Raw genomic sequence first — 13852 nt, 5'->3', positions numbered from 1 at the left:
ATGCCGTAATATTATAGCAAAAGGGGGCGAAATATGTTGAAACATCGTCAGGTCGAGGCGTTTCGTGCGGTCATCATCAGCGGCTCGATGTCGACCGCGGCGGATATATTGGGGATCACGCAGCCTGCGGTAAGCCGGCTGATAAGGGACCTCGAATACGAAACCCGCCTCGACCTGTTCGAGCGCTCCGGCGGCCGCCTCGTTGCGACAGGCGATGCGATGGCGCTGTACCGCGAAGTCGATCGATCGTTTGTCGGCCTTGAGCGGATCGCGGGCCTGGCGCGTGATCTACGCGAAAGGCGCGGTGGTTCGCTGCGCGTCGCGGCGCTGCCGGGACTGGCGAACGGTTTCCTGCCGGCCTTTGCGGCGGGCTTCCTCGCCCAGAGACCGTCCCTGAACCTGTCGCTGCATGGCATGAATTCGCACTATGTCCTTGAATGGATCGCCACCGGCCATTGCGATCTCGGCATCGTCGAGAACACGCAACTGACGAACGTCACGATCGAAGAGCTGCCGTCCAGCGATATGGTCGCCGTGCTCCCCCTCGGCCACCGGCTTGCGGAGCGCGAGCGAATTGTTCCGGAAGACTTCGACAACGAGGATTTCATCTCCCTCATTCAGCCCTCCGTCATGCACGTCATGGTCGACGCCATCATGCGCGAGCGCGGCATCATCAGGCGCATCAAGGCCGAGACGCCGCTGTCGATGATCGTGTGCGGCATGGTGTCGGCCGGTTTCGGCGTCTCGATCGTCGATCCCTTCACGGCAGATCGATATTCTTCCTCCCTTTTGGTTCGGCCGATCGATCCGCCGATCTCGATCAACTGGACGATCGTCCTGCCCACGCACATCAGGGCGTCTTCGATCACCAATGAATTCATTGGCGAGTTCAGGAACAGCTTTCGCGATTTCCTGACAGAAAGGTCGGCCGCGAAATCGGCCTAGAGACGCATGGCCGTGAGCCATTTCGACGGCTTCGATCAGAGAGCCGTCCGGCCAGCCGATCAGGAATCCACTTCCTGCGCGAGGCCCTGGGCCCTGGCGGCCTCCACCGCGACGGATGCGACCGCAAGATCCTGCAAGGCGACGCCGGTGCCGTCGAACAAGGTGATCTCCTGCGGTGAAGTTCGTCCCTGCGCCAGGCCGGCGACGACAGCGCCGAGCGGCGTGATGGCGTCCGCGTCGATGAGCCCCTGCGCGACAGCGTGCTGCGCCTCGCCGATGGTCACGGCCTGCTCCACTTCGTCGGCAAAGACGCGGGCGCGGGCGAGAAGTGCTGCCTCCACCTCCTGCTTGCCCCTGGTGTCGGTGCCCATGCAGGCGAGATGCGTTCCGGGTCGGACGTGCCCGGAAAGCAGGGTTGGCGCGAAGCTCGAAGTGACGGTGATGATGACGTCGGCCTGCGCGCCGAGTTCCGGCAGGTCGACCGCCTCGAAGGGCAGGCCGAGTTCGGCCGCCGTATCCGCCAGCCGTGGCAGCATTTCCGGATGCAGGTTCCAGCCGACCACCTTGTCGAACTTGCGGACATGCACGGCGGCGCGCATCTGGTAGGCCGACTGGTGGCCAGCCCCCACCATGCCGAGCACCCGCGCGTCGGGCCGCGCCAGATGCTTGATCGACACCGCCGAGGCGGCGGCGGTGCGCAGCGCGGTCAGGAGGTTGCCGCCGACCGCCGCCTTGATGCGGCCGGTGTCGGGATCGAACAGCAGGATGGTGGATTGATGATTGGTCAGGCCTTTCGCCATGTTGCCGGGCCAGTAGCCGCCGGCCTTGAGGCCGAGCACGAGGCCTGCCCTGTCGAAGCCGGACTTGAAGCCGTAAAGCGCGTCGGCATGGCCGATCGCCTCGCGGATGACCGGGAAATTGCGCGCCTCGCCGCGCGCCATGGCGGCGAACACGTTCTCTATGGCCTCGAAGACGACGGCCTCGCTCATGAGGCCGGCGATCAGGCGTTCCGGTACGACGATCATGGATTGACACCTCCAGGCATGATGCCGCAACGCGCTGATGCGCCGCCCCCAAACTGCCTCAATAGGCCTTGCCGCGCGCCGAGACCGGCCACACCGTCTCGACCTTGCCGTTGCGCACGCCGACATACCAGTCGTGGACGTTGCAGGTCGGGTCGCAATGGCCGGGCACCAGGCGCAGCTTCTCGTTGACCTTCAGCACGCCGTTCGGGTCGTCGATCACGCCGTGCTCGTCGCTGCACTTGATGTATTTCACGTCGTCGCGGCCATAGATGAAGGGCAGACCGCTATCGACCGACTGCGCCTTCAGGCCGGCGTCGCAGATGGCGCGGTCGGGCTTGGCGTGGCTCATGACGCTGGTCAGGATGAACAGCGCGTTCTCCCATTCGCCCTTGTCGATGCGCTTGCCGTCCTTGTCGAGAATCCGACCGTAATCGGCGTCCATGAAGGCATAGGAGCCGCATTGCAGCTCGTTGTAGACGCCCGAGCCGGTCTCGAAATAATAGGAGCCGGTGCCGCCGCCGGAGACGAGTTCCGGCTTCAGCCCGACCGCTTCCAATCCGGCCACCGCGTCCTTGACCATGGCGATCGCCGCATCGAGCTTTTCCTTGCGCGCCTCGAAGCTGTCGATGTGCTGCATCGCGCCCTGATAGGCCTGGATGCCGGTGAACTTGAGGCCGGGCGCCGCGTCGGCGGCCTGGGCGATCTTCACGACGGCGTCTGTGGTCGTCACGCCGCAGCGGCCGGCGCCGCAGTCGATCTCGACAAAGATTTCGAGTTGCGTGCCGTGCTTTTGCGCGGCCGCCGACAGGTCGGCGATGTTGGCGAGGTCGTCGACGCAGACGATGATGCGCGAGCCGAGCTTGGGCAGGCGGGCCAGCCGGTCGATCTTGGCCGGATCACGCACCTGGTTCGACACCAGCACGTCCTTGATGCCGCCGCGCACGAAGACTTCCGCCTCGCTGACCTTCTGGCAGCACACGCCGACCGAGCCGCCGAGCCTTTCCTGCAATTTCTGCACGTCGACCGACTTGTGCATCTTGCCGTGGCTGCGATGGCGCATGCCGTGCGCCTTGGCGTAGTCGCCCATCTTCCTGACGTTGCGCTCCAGCGTGTCGAGGTCGAGGATCAGGCAAGGCGTCTGGATCTGCGATTCATCCATGCCGGGGACCGCCGGCACGTCGAAACCGACATCGAGCTGGTCGAGTTGGGTTGCTGCGTTCATGTTCTTCTCCTCAATTCCACGGTAGCTTTTCGAGGTCGACGTTTCCGCCGGTGACGATCACGCCGACGCGCTTGCCGGCGAACAGGTCGGGATTCTTCAGGATGGTCGCCAGCGGCACGGCGCTCGATGGCTCCATCACGATCTTCATGCGTTTCCAGATCAGCTTCATCGCGTCGACGATCTCGCCTTCGGAGGCGGTCAGAATGTCGGTGACGTGGTTGCGGACGAAATGCCAGGTCAGTTCCTTGAGCGGCACCTTCAGCCCGTCGGCGACCGTTTCCGGCGCGTCGTCGGCGATGATGTGACCGGCCTTGAAGCTGCGACAGGCGTCGTCGGCCTGCTTCGGCTCGGCGGCGTAGATCTTGACGCCGGGCGCGAGGTTGGAGAGCGTCAGGCAGGTTCCCGACACCATGCCGCCGCCGCCGATCGGCGCGACCACGGCATCGAGGTTTTCGACCTGCCCGATCAATTCCTTCGAGCAGGTCCCCTGCCCGGCGATGACACGCGGATCGTTATAGGGATGGACGAATTCGGCGCCGCTTTCGGCCACGACTTGCGCGAACACCGCCTCGCGCGACGAGGTTGAAGGCTCGCACTCCACGACACGTCCGCCATAGCCCTTCACGGCGTCCTTCTTGGCCTGCGGGGCGGTACGCGGCATGACGACGGTACAGGGAATGCCGCGCCGGCCGGCCGCATAGGACAGGCAGGTTCCGTGATTTCCGGAGGAATGCGTCGCGACGCCCTTGCCCGCCTGTTCGTCACTCAGGCCGAACACCGCGTTCGACGCGCCGCGCGCCTTGAACGCGCCGGCCTTCTGGAAATTTTCGCACTTGAAGAACAGTTCGGCGCCGGCAAGGCCGTTGATGAAGCTGGAGGTCAAGACCGGCGTGCGATGGATGTAGGGCTGGATGCGGGCTTCCGCGGCAACGACGTCCGAAAATTCAGGGATCTGCATTGAGGCGTGCGCTCCTTACGCTGTCCGGTCCCGGGCCGAAGCGGCCGGATCGAGAGCAACGGCATCGAGTTCGATGAGGTATCCGTGATGAAGCGCCGGCACGGGAACGACCGACCTTGCGGGACGCGCGTCACCGAACGCGGCGGCGTAGGCCGCATTGAAGCTGCCCCAATGCTCGGCGCCGACGATATAGGCGGTGACTTTCACGACATGCGCAGGCGTCGCGCCGGCCGCCTCAAGCACAGCCAACAGATTGCGCAGGACAGTGCGGGCCTGTTCATCGAACGGCTCGTTCGATTGACCCTCGGCCTTGACCGGAAGCTGACCGGAAACATGAATGAGGCCAGCGGCCCGGACTGCCTGGCTGTAGTGCCCGAGCGGCTTCGGGGCATTGTCTGTCAAAACGGGTTCTATTGACGTCATATTCTGTCTCACATGGCGATTGCGTGCAGACTGGGCGCGGCCGGTCAGGCGGCGTTCTGGCGCAGGGGCGGTTTCGCCGATCCCGTATCGTCGGATTTGCCAGTACCGAAACGTGTTGGCGCGAACGGCGTGATGTCGATCGACGTCTTGTCGCCGGCGATCAGTTCGGAAACGAGCGTCGCCGTCATCGGCGCACCGGTCATGCCGAGATGGCCGTGACCGAACGCATAGATGACGTCGGGCGTGCGGTGTGCGCGGCCGATCACCGGCAGGGAGTCCGGAACGCTCGGCCGGAACCCCATCCATTTGGAATATCGGTCTTCGGACGTCGCCGGGGCCAGGCCGGGAAGAAGGTTCCTGGCATGGGTATAGAGGACATGAGCACGCTTCCAGTTCGGCTCGGCCTCGAGCCCGGCGAACTCGACAGTGCCGCCGACGCGCAGCCCCATTTCCATCGGCGTTGCGATGAACTTTCCGCTTGCATCCGTGGTCGGGATGCGCGGCGTGACTTCCGGGTCCCTGATGACGATATGATAGCCGCGTTCGGTATCGAGCGGGATGTTGTCGCCCAGCGATGCGGCAAGAGATTTCGAGTAAGCGCCGGCCGCGACCACGGCCGCGTCGAAGGCAAGAACGCCGTTCGTCGTCGTGATGCCTTTCAGTACACGCCCTTCGATCTCGAAGCCGATGACGCGCGCCGACACGAATTCGCCGCCGTTGGCGATAACCCGTCGAAACAGATGCGTCACCAGCCCTTGCGGATTGATGGTGTGGCCGTTTTCCTCGACGAGAACGCCTTTGGTGAATGCGGGCGACAGGTTCGGATCGAAATCGTGAAGCGCGGCGTCGTCCAGAACGCGTGTCTTCACGCCGTTGATGCGCCGAAGCTCCCAGCCGCCGCGGTCCTTGGCGAAATCCGACTCCGTGCGATAGACGCTGAGATGACCTTCATGCCGGACCAGATGGCCGGCGCCGGCTTCTTCCGCCAGCGAGGTGATCAGAGGTACCGTCGTCTTGAGAAGGCTGCGCAGCGCCCTCGCCTGCTCCTTCACCCTGTTCGGCCGCCCGGCCAGCAGGAACCGGATCAGCCAGGGCGTGATCGTCGGCAGATAGCTGAACCGGATCGACAAAGGCCCCATGGGATCGAGCAGCCATTTGGGCACGCTTGTCATCATTCCGGGCATCGACATGGGGACGATGGAAGATCCGTTGAAGCATCCGGCATTGCCGAACGACGCCCCCTCGCCCGGAGGATTCGGGTCGATGATGGCGACCTTGAATCCCCGGCGCTGGAGCATCAAGGCGGTGCACACCCCGACGATGCCCGCGCCGACGACCCCGATTGATTTGCGGTCCTTATCCATAAGATTCTCCTGCGGAGCCGGACGCGTTCCCTTGCCCGGCCGCTCCTCGCGGCAAATTCGAAAAGAAGGCCCGCCTTAGCGGGCCGCAGTCACCACGACTTCAATCAATACGTCCTGCCCCAGGTCGGAAACGCCGATCGTCGCGCGGGTGGGCAGGTCCCGCGCTTCGAGCCACGACGTCCAGACTTCGTTCATTTCCTGTTTCCGGCTCATGTCGGTGATGAACAGCGTGGCCGAAAGAACCTTGTTCCTGTCGCTGCCGGCGTCCGCCAGAAGCTTGTCGAGCTTGGCGCAGACCTGCGTTGTCTGACCCCGCATCGAAACCCCTTTGGGATCGTCGGCGATGACGCCGCCGAGATAGACCACGCCGTTGTGCTCGACGATCCGATGCATGATCGGGGTTTTTTCCCGGCGGGTGATCATGAAATTCATTCCTCGTGTTCGCAGGCACAGGGCCGGATCTTCGAAGCCTGCTCAACTTGCGTATGGAAGCTTCAACGATCGTCGCCAGCGCGGAGATGCGGCCGGTCTGAAATGCCGGCACAAATTCATCACCTCACGCAGCTATAATATTTTCAACATATGGCAGGTAGTCAAATGCCAATTCTGGGCATTGCGATAACCGTTTATTATAGAGTCTTCAGGAATGCGACGAACAGAATAAGCGGACGCTTCTCGGCGAGGACGCCGCGCGAACCGCACGGAGCCGTCATTCGGCGCGCGAATTGTCAACCTGGCGACGACGCTGGGATCGCTGACAATCAATGGCGACCCATCCTCACCCTACTACGCGTCACGCCTCATCGGGTACAATGCCTCCAAGGCCGCTCTGAACATGCTAACAGTACAACTGGCCGCAGAACTAAAAGATACGCCAATCGTCGTGAACTCGGTCTGTCCGGGATATGTGAAGACCGACCTCACAGGAAATTCCGGATTCATGACATCTGAAGAGGGAGCGCGATTGCCGGTCGAGTATGCGTTGCTGGGTCAGGATGCCGTCTCCGGATGCTTCGTGGAGCCGGATGGTGACACCCCTTGGTAAGGGATACCAACAATTGATCGCGCGCTGCCCACTTTGATGCCGCGAGCCGTCGGCCAGCAGCGTTTTCCAACGCAACCCATCTCGCGCCTCAGGGCGTTGCGCGCGAGGTGAGGTCGCGGCGCGGTCACAAGCCTGGCGTCGCGACTGCATTGAGCGACATTCGGTTAGGCAGAAAACCAAACCTGACAGTGGGCGCGGACGGTCGAGCCTCACCCACAGGCAAGGCTATCAAACTATAAATCCGCCGCAGCGAAAACCCCCGCCACCCAATCGAGGAAAACCCGAACACGTGGCGATAGCTGACGGTTCTGCGGATAGTAGGCGGCGAGCGGCAGGGGCGGCGGCGGGTGATCCGGCAGAACCTCGACAAGGGTGCCTCGCGCCAGATCCTCCCGGAAGCGATAGCGTGGCGCTTGGATCAGTCCGTAGCCCATCCGTGCCAGATGATGCGCCGTCTCCGCCTCGTTGGCGGTCACGCGGCAGGGAAGTGTCACCTCTTTGATACCCTCGGCGGTCTGGAACTCCATCGGCATCACGCGGCCTGTGCGTGACGATACGAAGCCAATCATCTGGTGTCGGTCGAGATCATCGACCGAGGCGGGCGCTCCGTGATAGTCGAGATATTGGGGACTCGCGCAGGTCTGCTCCGGAATATCAGGGAGCTTGCGCATGATGAGGCCGCTGTCATCCGGCTCCCCTGCCCGGATCACGCAATCCACCCCCTCGCGCACCAGATCGACCAGCCTATCGCCCTGGCCGATCTGCAGGCTAATCTGTGGATACGCCTCCAGGAAGTCCGGCAGGCGCGGCAACAGGAAAGCCCGCGTCAGCGCGCCGTGGGCGTCGATGCGCAGCACTCCCGACGGTTCGCCGCCGCGCAAGGCGCCCTCCGCTTCATCGATATCGGCGAGGATCGACAGGCACCGACGGTAATAGGCGTTGCCATCCGGCGTGGGCGCTACGTGCCGGGTGGTCCGTTCCATGAGCCGGCTGCCCAGATCGCGCTCGAGCCGCCTGATCGCTTCGGTGGCCGTCGAACGCGGAATGCCAAGATCGGCCGCCGCCGCCGTGAAGCTGCGACGGTCGATGACTCGCACAAAAAGACGCATAGCATCGAGACGATCCATAATTGTTCGGAGTATCCGAATTTAATTGCCGAAAAAAGGGTGATTATCCCGTCTCCAACGCTCCTTACCTTCTTGCCGAGCAACGGAGGTCAGGAAATGAGACTGAAAGACAAAACCGCGATCGTGACCGGCGCCGGCAAGGGCATCGGCGCGGCAATCGCACGACGGCTTGCCCAGGAGGGTTGTGCTGTCGCGGTGAACTATGCACGCGATGAAGCGACTGCCCGTCAGGTCGTGCAGGACATCGAGCAGGCGGGCGGCAAGGCGGTTGCAGTGCAGGCTGACGTCGGCGATCCGGTCGGCATGCCCGCGTTGTTCGATGCGGCTGAAGCCGCGTTCGGCCCGGCCGATCTACTGATCAACAATGCAGGCGTGATGCGGCTGTCTCCATTGGCGGACGCTGCAGACGCGGATTTCGACGACCACTGTGCCATCAACCTTGGCGGCACGTTCCGCGGGATGCGCGAAGGTGCCAGGCGGCTGCGCGATGGCGGGCGGGTCATCAGCGTGTCCTCAAGCGTAGTGGGCTTTTACCAGCCCGGCTACGGACTTTACGCCGCAACGAAAGCCGGGATCGAGGCCATGACGCATGTGCTCGCCAAGGAGTTGGGACCGCGCGGGATCACGGTGAACGCGGTCGCGCCCGGCCCTGTCGAAACCGATTTCTTCATGCGCGGCAAGTCTGAGGAACTGGTCGCCAGCATCACCCGGATGATCCCGCTCGGCCGCCTCGGTCTTCCCGAAGACATCGCCGACGCCGTCGCGTTCCTGGCCGGGCCGGAAAGCCGCTGGATCAACGGTCAAACCATCCGCGCTAATGGCGGCGCGGTCTAAGCATCCCCCCAAACCCCAAGGAACACACTATGCCTTTCGCGAACTATAAACTGCCCCAAGCCTCGCTTTCAACGGCACAGAAGGAAGACCTGATCCACAAAACGACCGAACTCATGGTCGGCTATTTCGGGGAGGTCGCGCGTCCGACCACGATGGTCCTGATCGAGGAAGTGCCTGACGGCGGATACGGACGTGCGGACGAGATCTTCGTTATGCCGGAAGAGTACCGGGCAAAGGCCTGACGCCGTTAGCCCGGGACCAGAAGTCGGCGTCTTCCTACCGCGTGATCCTGGCTGTGCCGCCAGACGTTCCCGTGAAAAATAGCGCTCTCTGGCGGCGCTCAAGGTAGACATAGGCGCGTTAGGTTAATCGCCGACCTCGACCCGCATCGGCAGCAACGCAATGGCGCTGATGGCCGCGTCGATTGTGCTTTGCTCCATGTTGCTTGAGAACGCACTGCCAGCCATACGCAGTGGCAGCCACCACGTCCTTTTCGATGCAATGCACGGCTCGACCAGAGTGGTCGGCCGCCCTCACAGCTTCGCGCTGATTTGGGGCGCCGGGTGAAGGGCAACTTCATAGGACGGCCGTTCCCACGTGGGTGACACGTTTTGACACCCAGCCGTGCAATCCTGTCCCTATTGAAGGACAGACGATTCACGACGTTCCCGAACAATCTGCTCTTCAACCTGCTGGATGACGGTATCGGGAGAATTCGATGAATTTCACGCATTACAATCTGGGGCATGTCGAACGGGGCAGCGTCGTCGTGGTGTCGCTCAGCGGCAGTGCGGCCAATGTCCGCCTCATGGATGGTTCGAACTTCAACAGCTACAAGTCCGGGCGCCAGCATCGCTACGTCGGTGGACTCGCCAAACGTTCTCCGGTGCGGCTGCCGGTACCGCATTCGGGCACCTGGCATGTTGCCGTCGACATGCAGGGGCTTCGCGGATCGGTGCGGTCGGGTGTTCGGGTGATCCCGGGTGCGGCGTTCAATCCTCTGCCCACGATCAACGAAGCACCGCTGCGCAGCGTCCCCACACTCGTCCGCGACGCCGATGATGATCTCGCGCCGCCGCCCGAGGCGCCCGATGGCCGAGTGTTCGACGTTTTCATCTCCCATGCGTCCGAAGACAAGGACGAGGTCGTCAGACCGCTGGCAAATGCACTGCGCGAAACGGGATTGTCGGTCTGGTACGACGAATTCGAATTGCGGATCGGTGACAGCCTTCGCCGCAAGATTGACCGGGGCCTTGGAAGCAGTCGTTTCGGCGTGGTTGTGCTATCGCAGGCGTTCTTTGGCAAAGGCTGGCCTGAATACGAGCTCGACGGGCTCGTCACCCGCGCCGTATCGGGCGAGCAGATCCTGCTGCCGATCTGGCACAACGTCTCCAAACGCGAGGTGATTGGCTACTCGGCTTCGCTCGCCGATCGACTGGCGCGCAGCACCGCCACCCACACCGTCGAAGAGATTGCCGCGGAAATTGCGGACGTCGTGCGCTTGCCGAACGCGGCGTGACGCCAGAGGCGCCAGGAGAGACCAGATGAGAAAGCAGATTGAGGATGAATGGAGCGGCTGGGACGGCGACACCATCGTCCGGCTGACCGACGGTTCGGTGTGGCGCCAGGAGGAGTATCATTATGAATATCGCTACGCCTACCGCCCCTCGGTGATCCTGTCCGGCAACGTCATGCATGTCGAGGGCATGAGCCGCGGCATCCGCGTCCGCCGGATCGACTAGGAGAACAACGCCGATGCAGACACGCATTGCAGGAGCCTGGACGGGCTGGAGCGGCCATACCATTGTCAAGCTCGCCAACGGGACAGTCTGGCGCCAGGATCAGTACTATTATCGCTATCAGTACAAATACCGGCCGCGTGTGGTGATCGAAGGCCGGTACATGCATGTCGAGGGCATGCCCAAGGCGGTGCGCGTGCGCCGCATCGATTAGCAGGCAAAGTGTCGCCTCCGCGGCGGCGCTCATAACCGCTCATTCAAGACTCTGTCCGCCACCGGTTTGGAACATCTCAACACGTTGCTGATAATCAGCCATTTGAATCTGGATGTTCGGGCATATCGAATGTGGCATTGAACAAATTATTATCCGGCCGAGCGCAGACATACCGCCCCGGCTTTCTTGCACGGTTGTTTGCTTCCGGCAAATGGAAGCTGACCCTGGATCCGAAATCATCCGGGCGCATCCGGCTGCGCCAGGATGGTGATGTCGACCTTGTCTGCCTCGATATCGTGTCGATTTCGGCCAGCAAGGCTCTGCTGTGGCACAGCGTTGAGATCCGCTCTCGCGGCAGAACGGATGGTCTGTCCGGCCTGACGGGTGAAGCAGCCGCGCAATTGGTCGCCGACCTTCACGCCTTCATCAATACCCATCTCTTCGGCCTGATTGGCGCCGAAACTGGCCGCTTGCACGATGTCGATGCCCGGCTTCGGAAAATCACCGAAGGCAGCAGGCAGTATCTCGCTCAGGCCGATCTTGGCCGGGCGATTGCCAGCGTGCCAGGCGATGCGGCGGCGGCCCTCGCGCATCCGCTCCTGAATTCACAGATGATGCCGGTCAAGCTCAAGGCGTCTCTGCCGCCTTCGTTCACCTTCCTGACGGATCCGGGCGTTCGCCAAGCCTATAATGAAGCATTTGTCGCCGCGGAGCTGGAAAAATTCGGGCCTTTCTTCGACGATCTCGACGGGCGGTCCCTGTCCGATCAGCAACGCGAAGCCTGCATTCGTCTCGAGGACAACAATTTGCTGGTCGCCTCGGCGGGCTCGGGCAAGTCGGCAACCATGGTCGGCAAGGTTGCCTATGTCCTGGAAAAGCAGCTCTACCGGCCTGAGGAGATCCTGCTTCTGGCTTTCAACAAGAGTGCTGCCGATGAATTGAAGACCCGGATCGCCCGGCAGTTGCAGGTCGAAGAAAGCGAGCTGGCTTGCCGCGTCACGACGTTTCATGCGCTGGGACGCGGCATTATCGAGGAGGTCGAGGGGCGGCCGCCCCAACTGGCCAATTGGGTCGAGCACCCTGCCGGCGAAACCAAGGTCATCGAAGAGATCATCCAGGCCTTGGTCGAGAGCGATCCGGAGTTCGCGCGGATGTGGAGCGATCTGCTGGTGGTGCATCCCAAGGCCGACATTCCGGTCGAGGTCTTCGACACCGAAACCGACTACAATCGCTATGTCTCCGATCGCCTCAGGAAGGGCTCTGCCACGATCGGCTCGCTCGCCGGCACTATCGTCAAGTCGCTGCAGGAGCAGAAGATCGTCAACTGGCTGTGGCTGCATTCGGTTGCTTTCGAATACGAGCGGCAGATCGCAGTCGAAGACGATGAGGGCACGGTGCGCCACCTCCATCCCGACTTTTATTATCCGCAGGCTGACACGGTGCATGAGCACTTCGCGCTCAACGCCGATGGGACCTCGCCATTTGCCGACTATGCCTTGCATGCCGAGAGCAAGCGGCAGGCCTATCGCCGCAAAGGCATCGACTTCTTCGAAACCACGTCAGCCCAGGCCAGCAGCGAAACGCTTTTGAGCACGCTCGAAGCCGAGTTGGCGCAGCGCGCCGTGCCATTGGAGCGCAGGGACTATGCCGAGATCACCAAGGCGATCGAGCCGGTGGTGATCAAGCATTATCACAAGCTCATATCGATCTGCATCAAGCACATTCGCGCCAGCCATTTAACGCTCGATATGCTGCTCGAACGCGCCAAAACCCTGCACGACAAGGAGCGGGCAAAGCTCTATGCCCGGGTCGTCTGGTCGATCGCGCAAGGCTATTCCCGCCGCCTGGAAGAGACCGACCGGATCGATTTCGGTTCCATGATCGCCGATGCCGTACGGCTTGTCGAAACCGGCCGCTATCAGAGCCCCTATTCGCTGATCCTTGTCGACGAGTTCCAGGATATCTCCGAACCGCGCGCCAATCTCATCAAGGCGCTCAAGCAGCAGGTGGCGTTCAGCAAGGTATTCGCCGTCGGCGACGACTGGCAGTCGATCTATCGGTTTGCCGGATCGGACATCACGATCTTCACGCAGTTCGAGGCCAATTTCGGGGCAAGCTGGCGGGGGCGGCTGGAACAGACCTATCGCTGCAATCAGCTGATCGCCGAGACGGCCGCGAAATTCGTCCAGCGTAATCCGGAGCAACTCGCCAAGACGGTGCGCTCAACTCGACCGGCCATCGCGCGTTCGATCCGGGTCATTCCCATCGATGACGAGCGCGGCCGACCCGATTTTGCCAAGGCTTGCCATCGCGTGCTCGAACGGCTCGACACGGCATTGGGCGGTATGGCCGCGCAGTGGCGCAAGGAGCCGAACGCCAAGCTCAAAGTTCTGGTTTTATGGCGGTACAATCTGCTCGATCCGTTCGCAGGACGTCCGCCCGCCTTTGCCCATATCTCGGTTTCGGGGATGTCTTTTCACCGGGCCAAGGGGCTTGAGGCCGATTACACGATTTTACTCGATGTGAGCGAGGGCGACTACGGTGTGCCGAGCCGCATCGAGGACGATGAACTGCTCAATCTGGTTATTCCGCGCCCTGAGACCTACGCATATGCGGAAGAACGACGTCTGTTCTACGTTGCGCTGACGCGCGCTAGCCGGGGCGCCTATCTCATCACCAATAGCCGGCAACCGTCCCGCTATATCCGGGAGCTGTGCGAGATCGCAGGCGACGAGATCCGCTTTGAGACGATCGAAGGCGCAGCGCTGCGCCAATGTCCCAAATGCCTGGTCGGGCAGATGGTCGAGAAGCGCAACAGGAACGGCACGGTGTTCAGCGGATGCAACCAGTTCCCCGATTGCAGCCATAGTGAAGGAGCCGAGACGCATCCGGCGACCCGCTTGCAACGACGCGCATAAGGTCGGGTCTGCGGTCGGAAGGAAGGTCAATTGGCCTC

15 protein-coding genes are annotated in these 13852 nt (G+C 62.3%); 8 read left to right on the top strand and 7 right to left on the bottom strand.

The window, feature by feature from the left end; all coding sequences use genetic code 11:
• Nucleotides 1–33 precede the first annotated feature (33 nt).
• Nucleotides 34–945, top strand: coding sequence for a LysR substrate-binding domain-containing protein (locus ABMA46_RS14475; RefSeq protein ID WP_278557316.1), 912 nt, complete (start codon nucleotides 34–36; stop codon nucleotides 943–945).
• Nucleotides 946–1004: 59 nt separating this feature from the next.
• Here ABMA46_RS14475 and bhcD read toward each other — a convergent pair whose 3' ends face one another.
• The 6 genes from bhcD to ABMA46_RS14445 form a co-directional block, all read right to left on the bottom strand.
• Nucleotides 1005–1970 carry an iminosuccinate reductase BhcD gene (gene bhcD / locus ABMA46_RS14470; protein WP_278557317.1) on the bottom strand — a complete coding sequence of 322 codons (966 nt, stop codon included), beginning with the start codon at nucleotides 1968–1970 and terminating at the stop codon, nucleotides 1005–1007.
• A 58-nt stretch (nucleotides 1971–2028) separates the two neighbouring features.
• Nucleotides 2029–3192 (bottom strand): 3-hydroxy-D-aspartate aldolase BhcC, encoded by a 1164-nt coding sequence (gene bhcC, locus ABMA46_RS14465; RefSeq protein ID WP_278557320.1) that lies wholly within the window; start codon nucleotides 3190–3192, stop codon nucleotides 2029–2031.
• A gap of 10 nt (nucleotides 3193–3202) precedes the next feature.
• Nucleotides 3203–4150 carry a beta-hydroxyaspartate dehydratase BhcB gene (gene bhcB / locus ABMA46_RS14460; protein ID WP_278557323.1) on the bottom strand — a complete coding sequence of 316 codons (948 nt, stop codon included), beginning with the start codon at nucleotides 4148–4150 and terminating at the stop codon, nucleotides 3203–3205.
• A 15-nt stretch (nucleotides 4151–4165) separates the two neighbouring features.
• A complete protein-coding gene (locus ABMA46_RS14455) occupies nucleotides 4166–4552 on the bottom strand; it encodes a RidA family protein (protein WP_349000333.1) in 387 nt (128 codons plus the stop codon).
• A gap of 65 nt (nucleotides 4553–4617) precedes the next feature.
• Nucleotides 4618–5937, bottom strand: a complete 1320-nt coding sequence (locus ABMA46_RS14450) for an NAD(P)/FAD-dependent oxidoreductase (protein ID WP_278557329.1) — start codon at nucleotides 5935–5937, stop codon at nucleotides 4618–4620.
• Nucleotides 5938–6012: 75 nt separating this feature from the next.
• The gene (locus ABMA46_RS14445; protein WP_278557332.1) at nucleotides 6013–6360 is read right to left on the bottom strand and encodes a RidA family protein; all 348 of its coding nucleotides are present in this window, start codon (nucleotides 6358–6360) and stop codon (nucleotides 6013–6015) included.
• Nucleotides 6361–6661: 301 nt separating this feature from the next.
• Between ABMA46_RS14445 and ABMA46_RS14440 the strand changes: the two genes are divergently transcribed.
• Nucleotides 6662–6982 (top strand): SDR family NAD(P)-dependent oxidoreductase, encoded by a 321-nt coding sequence (locus ABMA46_RS14440; protein ID WP_425475752.1) that lies wholly within the window; start codon nucleotides 6662–6664, stop codon nucleotides 6980–6982.
• Between the two features lie 233 nt (nucleotides 6983–7215).
• Here ABMA46_RS14440 and ABMA46_RS14435 read toward each other — a convergent pair whose 3' ends face one another.
• Nucleotides 7216–8109, bottom strand: coding sequence for a LysR family transcriptional regulator (locus tag ABMA46_RS14435; protein ID WP_278557335.1), 894 nt, complete (start codon nucleotides 8107–8109; stop codon nucleotides 7216–7218).
• A gap of 96 nt (nucleotides 8110–8205) precedes the next feature.
• On the opposite strand from ABMA46_RS14435, the gene ABMA46_RS14430 reads away from it, so the two are divergent.
• The 6 genes from ABMA46_RS14430 to ABMA46_RS14405 all read left to right on the top strand — a co-directional run bounded on the left by ABMA46_RS14430 (nucleotide 8206) and on the right by ABMA46_RS14405 (nucleotide 13814).
• Nucleotides 8206–8943 (top strand): SDR family oxidoreductase, encoded by a 738-nt coding sequence (locus ABMA46_RS14430; RefSeq protein ID WP_278557338.1) that lies wholly within the window; start codon nucleotides 8206–8208, stop codon nucleotides 8941–8943.
• Between the two features lie 29 nt (nucleotides 8944–8972).
• Complete coding sequence (locus ABMA46_RS14425; protein ID WP_278557340.1) at nucleotides 8973–9185, top strand: tautomerase family protein; 213 nt, start codon at nucleotides 8973–8975, stop codon at nucleotides 9183–9185.
• A gap of 476 nt (nucleotides 9186–9661) precedes the next feature.
• Nucleotides 9662–10462 (top strand): DUF1883 domain-containing protein, encoded by an 801-nt coding sequence (locus ABMA46_RS14420; RefSeq protein ID WP_278557343.1) that lies wholly within the window; start codon nucleotides 9662–9664, stop codon nucleotides 10460–10462.
• A 25-nt stretch (nucleotides 10463–10487) separates the two neighbouring features.
• Nucleotides 10488–10685 carry a hypothetical protein gene (locus ABMA46_RS14415; protein WP_278557345.1) on the top strand — a complete coding sequence of 66 codons (198 nt, stop codon included), beginning with the start codon at nucleotides 10488–10490 and terminating at the stop codon, nucleotides 10683–10685.
• Nucleotides 10686–10698: 13 nt separating this feature from the next.
• Entirely contained in the window at nucleotides 10699–10896 is a 198-nt protein-coding gene (locus ABMA46_RS14410; RefSeq protein ID WP_278557347.1) for a hypothetical protein, read from the top strand.
• Between the two features lie 131 nt (nucleotides 10897–11027).
• Nucleotides 11028–13814 (top strand): UvrD-helicase domain-containing protein, encoded by a 2787-nt coding sequence (locus ABMA46_RS14405; RefSeq protein ID WP_349000330.1) that lies wholly within the window; start codon nucleotides 11028–11030, stop codon nucleotides 13812–13814.
• The last annotated feature ends 38 nt before the right edge of the window (nucleotides 13815–13852 follow it).

Source organism: Mesorhizobium hunchu (genome assembly GCF_040081975.1).
GTDB lineage: Bacteria > Pseudomonadota > Alphaproteobacteria > Rhizobiales > Rhizobiaceae > Mesorhizobium > Mesorhizobium hunchu.
Note: the sequence above shows the minus strand (reverse complement) of the source record. Positions and strands in the feature narration are given on the sequence as shown.

Coding starts and splice junctions, on each gene's coding strand:
- ABMA46_RS14475 (WP_278557316.1), top strand. CDS start 34: ATGTTGAAACATCGTCAGGTCGAGGCGTTTCGTGCGGTCATCATCAGC.
- bhcD (WP_278557317.1), bottom strand. CDS start 1,970: ATGATCGTCGTACCGGAACGCCTGATCGCCGGCCTCATGAGCGAGGCC.
- bhcC (WP_278557320.1), bottom strand. CDS start 3,192: ATGAACGCAGCAACCCAACTCGACCAGCTCGATGTCGGTTTCGACGTG.
- bhcB (WP_278557323.1), bottom strand. CDS start 4,150: ATGCAGATCCCTGAATTTTCGGACGTCGTTGCCGCGGAAGCCCGCATC.
- ABMA46_RS14450 (WP_278557329.1), bottom strand. CDS start 5,937: ATGGATAAGGACCGCAAATCAATCGGGGTCGTCGGCGCGGGCATCGTC.
- ABMA46_RS14445 (WP_278557332.1), bottom strand. CDS start 6,360: ATGATCACCCGCCGGGAAAAAACCCCGATCATGCATCGGATCGTCGAG.
- ABMA46_RS14435 (WP_278557335.1), bottom strand. CDS start 8,109: ATGGATCGTCTCGATGCTATGCGTCTTTTTGTGCGAGTCATCGACCGT.
- ABMA46_RS14430 (WP_278557338.1), top strand. CDS start 8,206: ATGAGACTGAAAGACAAAACCGCGATCGTGACCGGCGCCGGCAAGGGC.
- ABMA46_RS14425 (WP_278557340.1), top strand. CDS start 8,973: ATGCCTTTCGCGAACTATAAACTGCCCCAAGCCTCGCTTTCAACGGCA.
- ABMA46_RS14420 (WP_278557343.1), top strand. CDS start 9,662: ATGAATTTCACGCATTACAATCTGGGGCATGTCGAACGGGGCAGCGTC.
- ABMA46_RS14415 (WP_278557345.1), top strand. CDS start 10,488: ATGAGAAAGCAGATTGAGGATGAATGGAGCGGCTGGGACGGCGACACC.
- ABMA46_RS14410 (WP_278557347.1), top strand. CDS start 10,699: ATGCAGACACGCATTGCAGGAGCCTGGACGGGCTGGAGCGGCCATACC.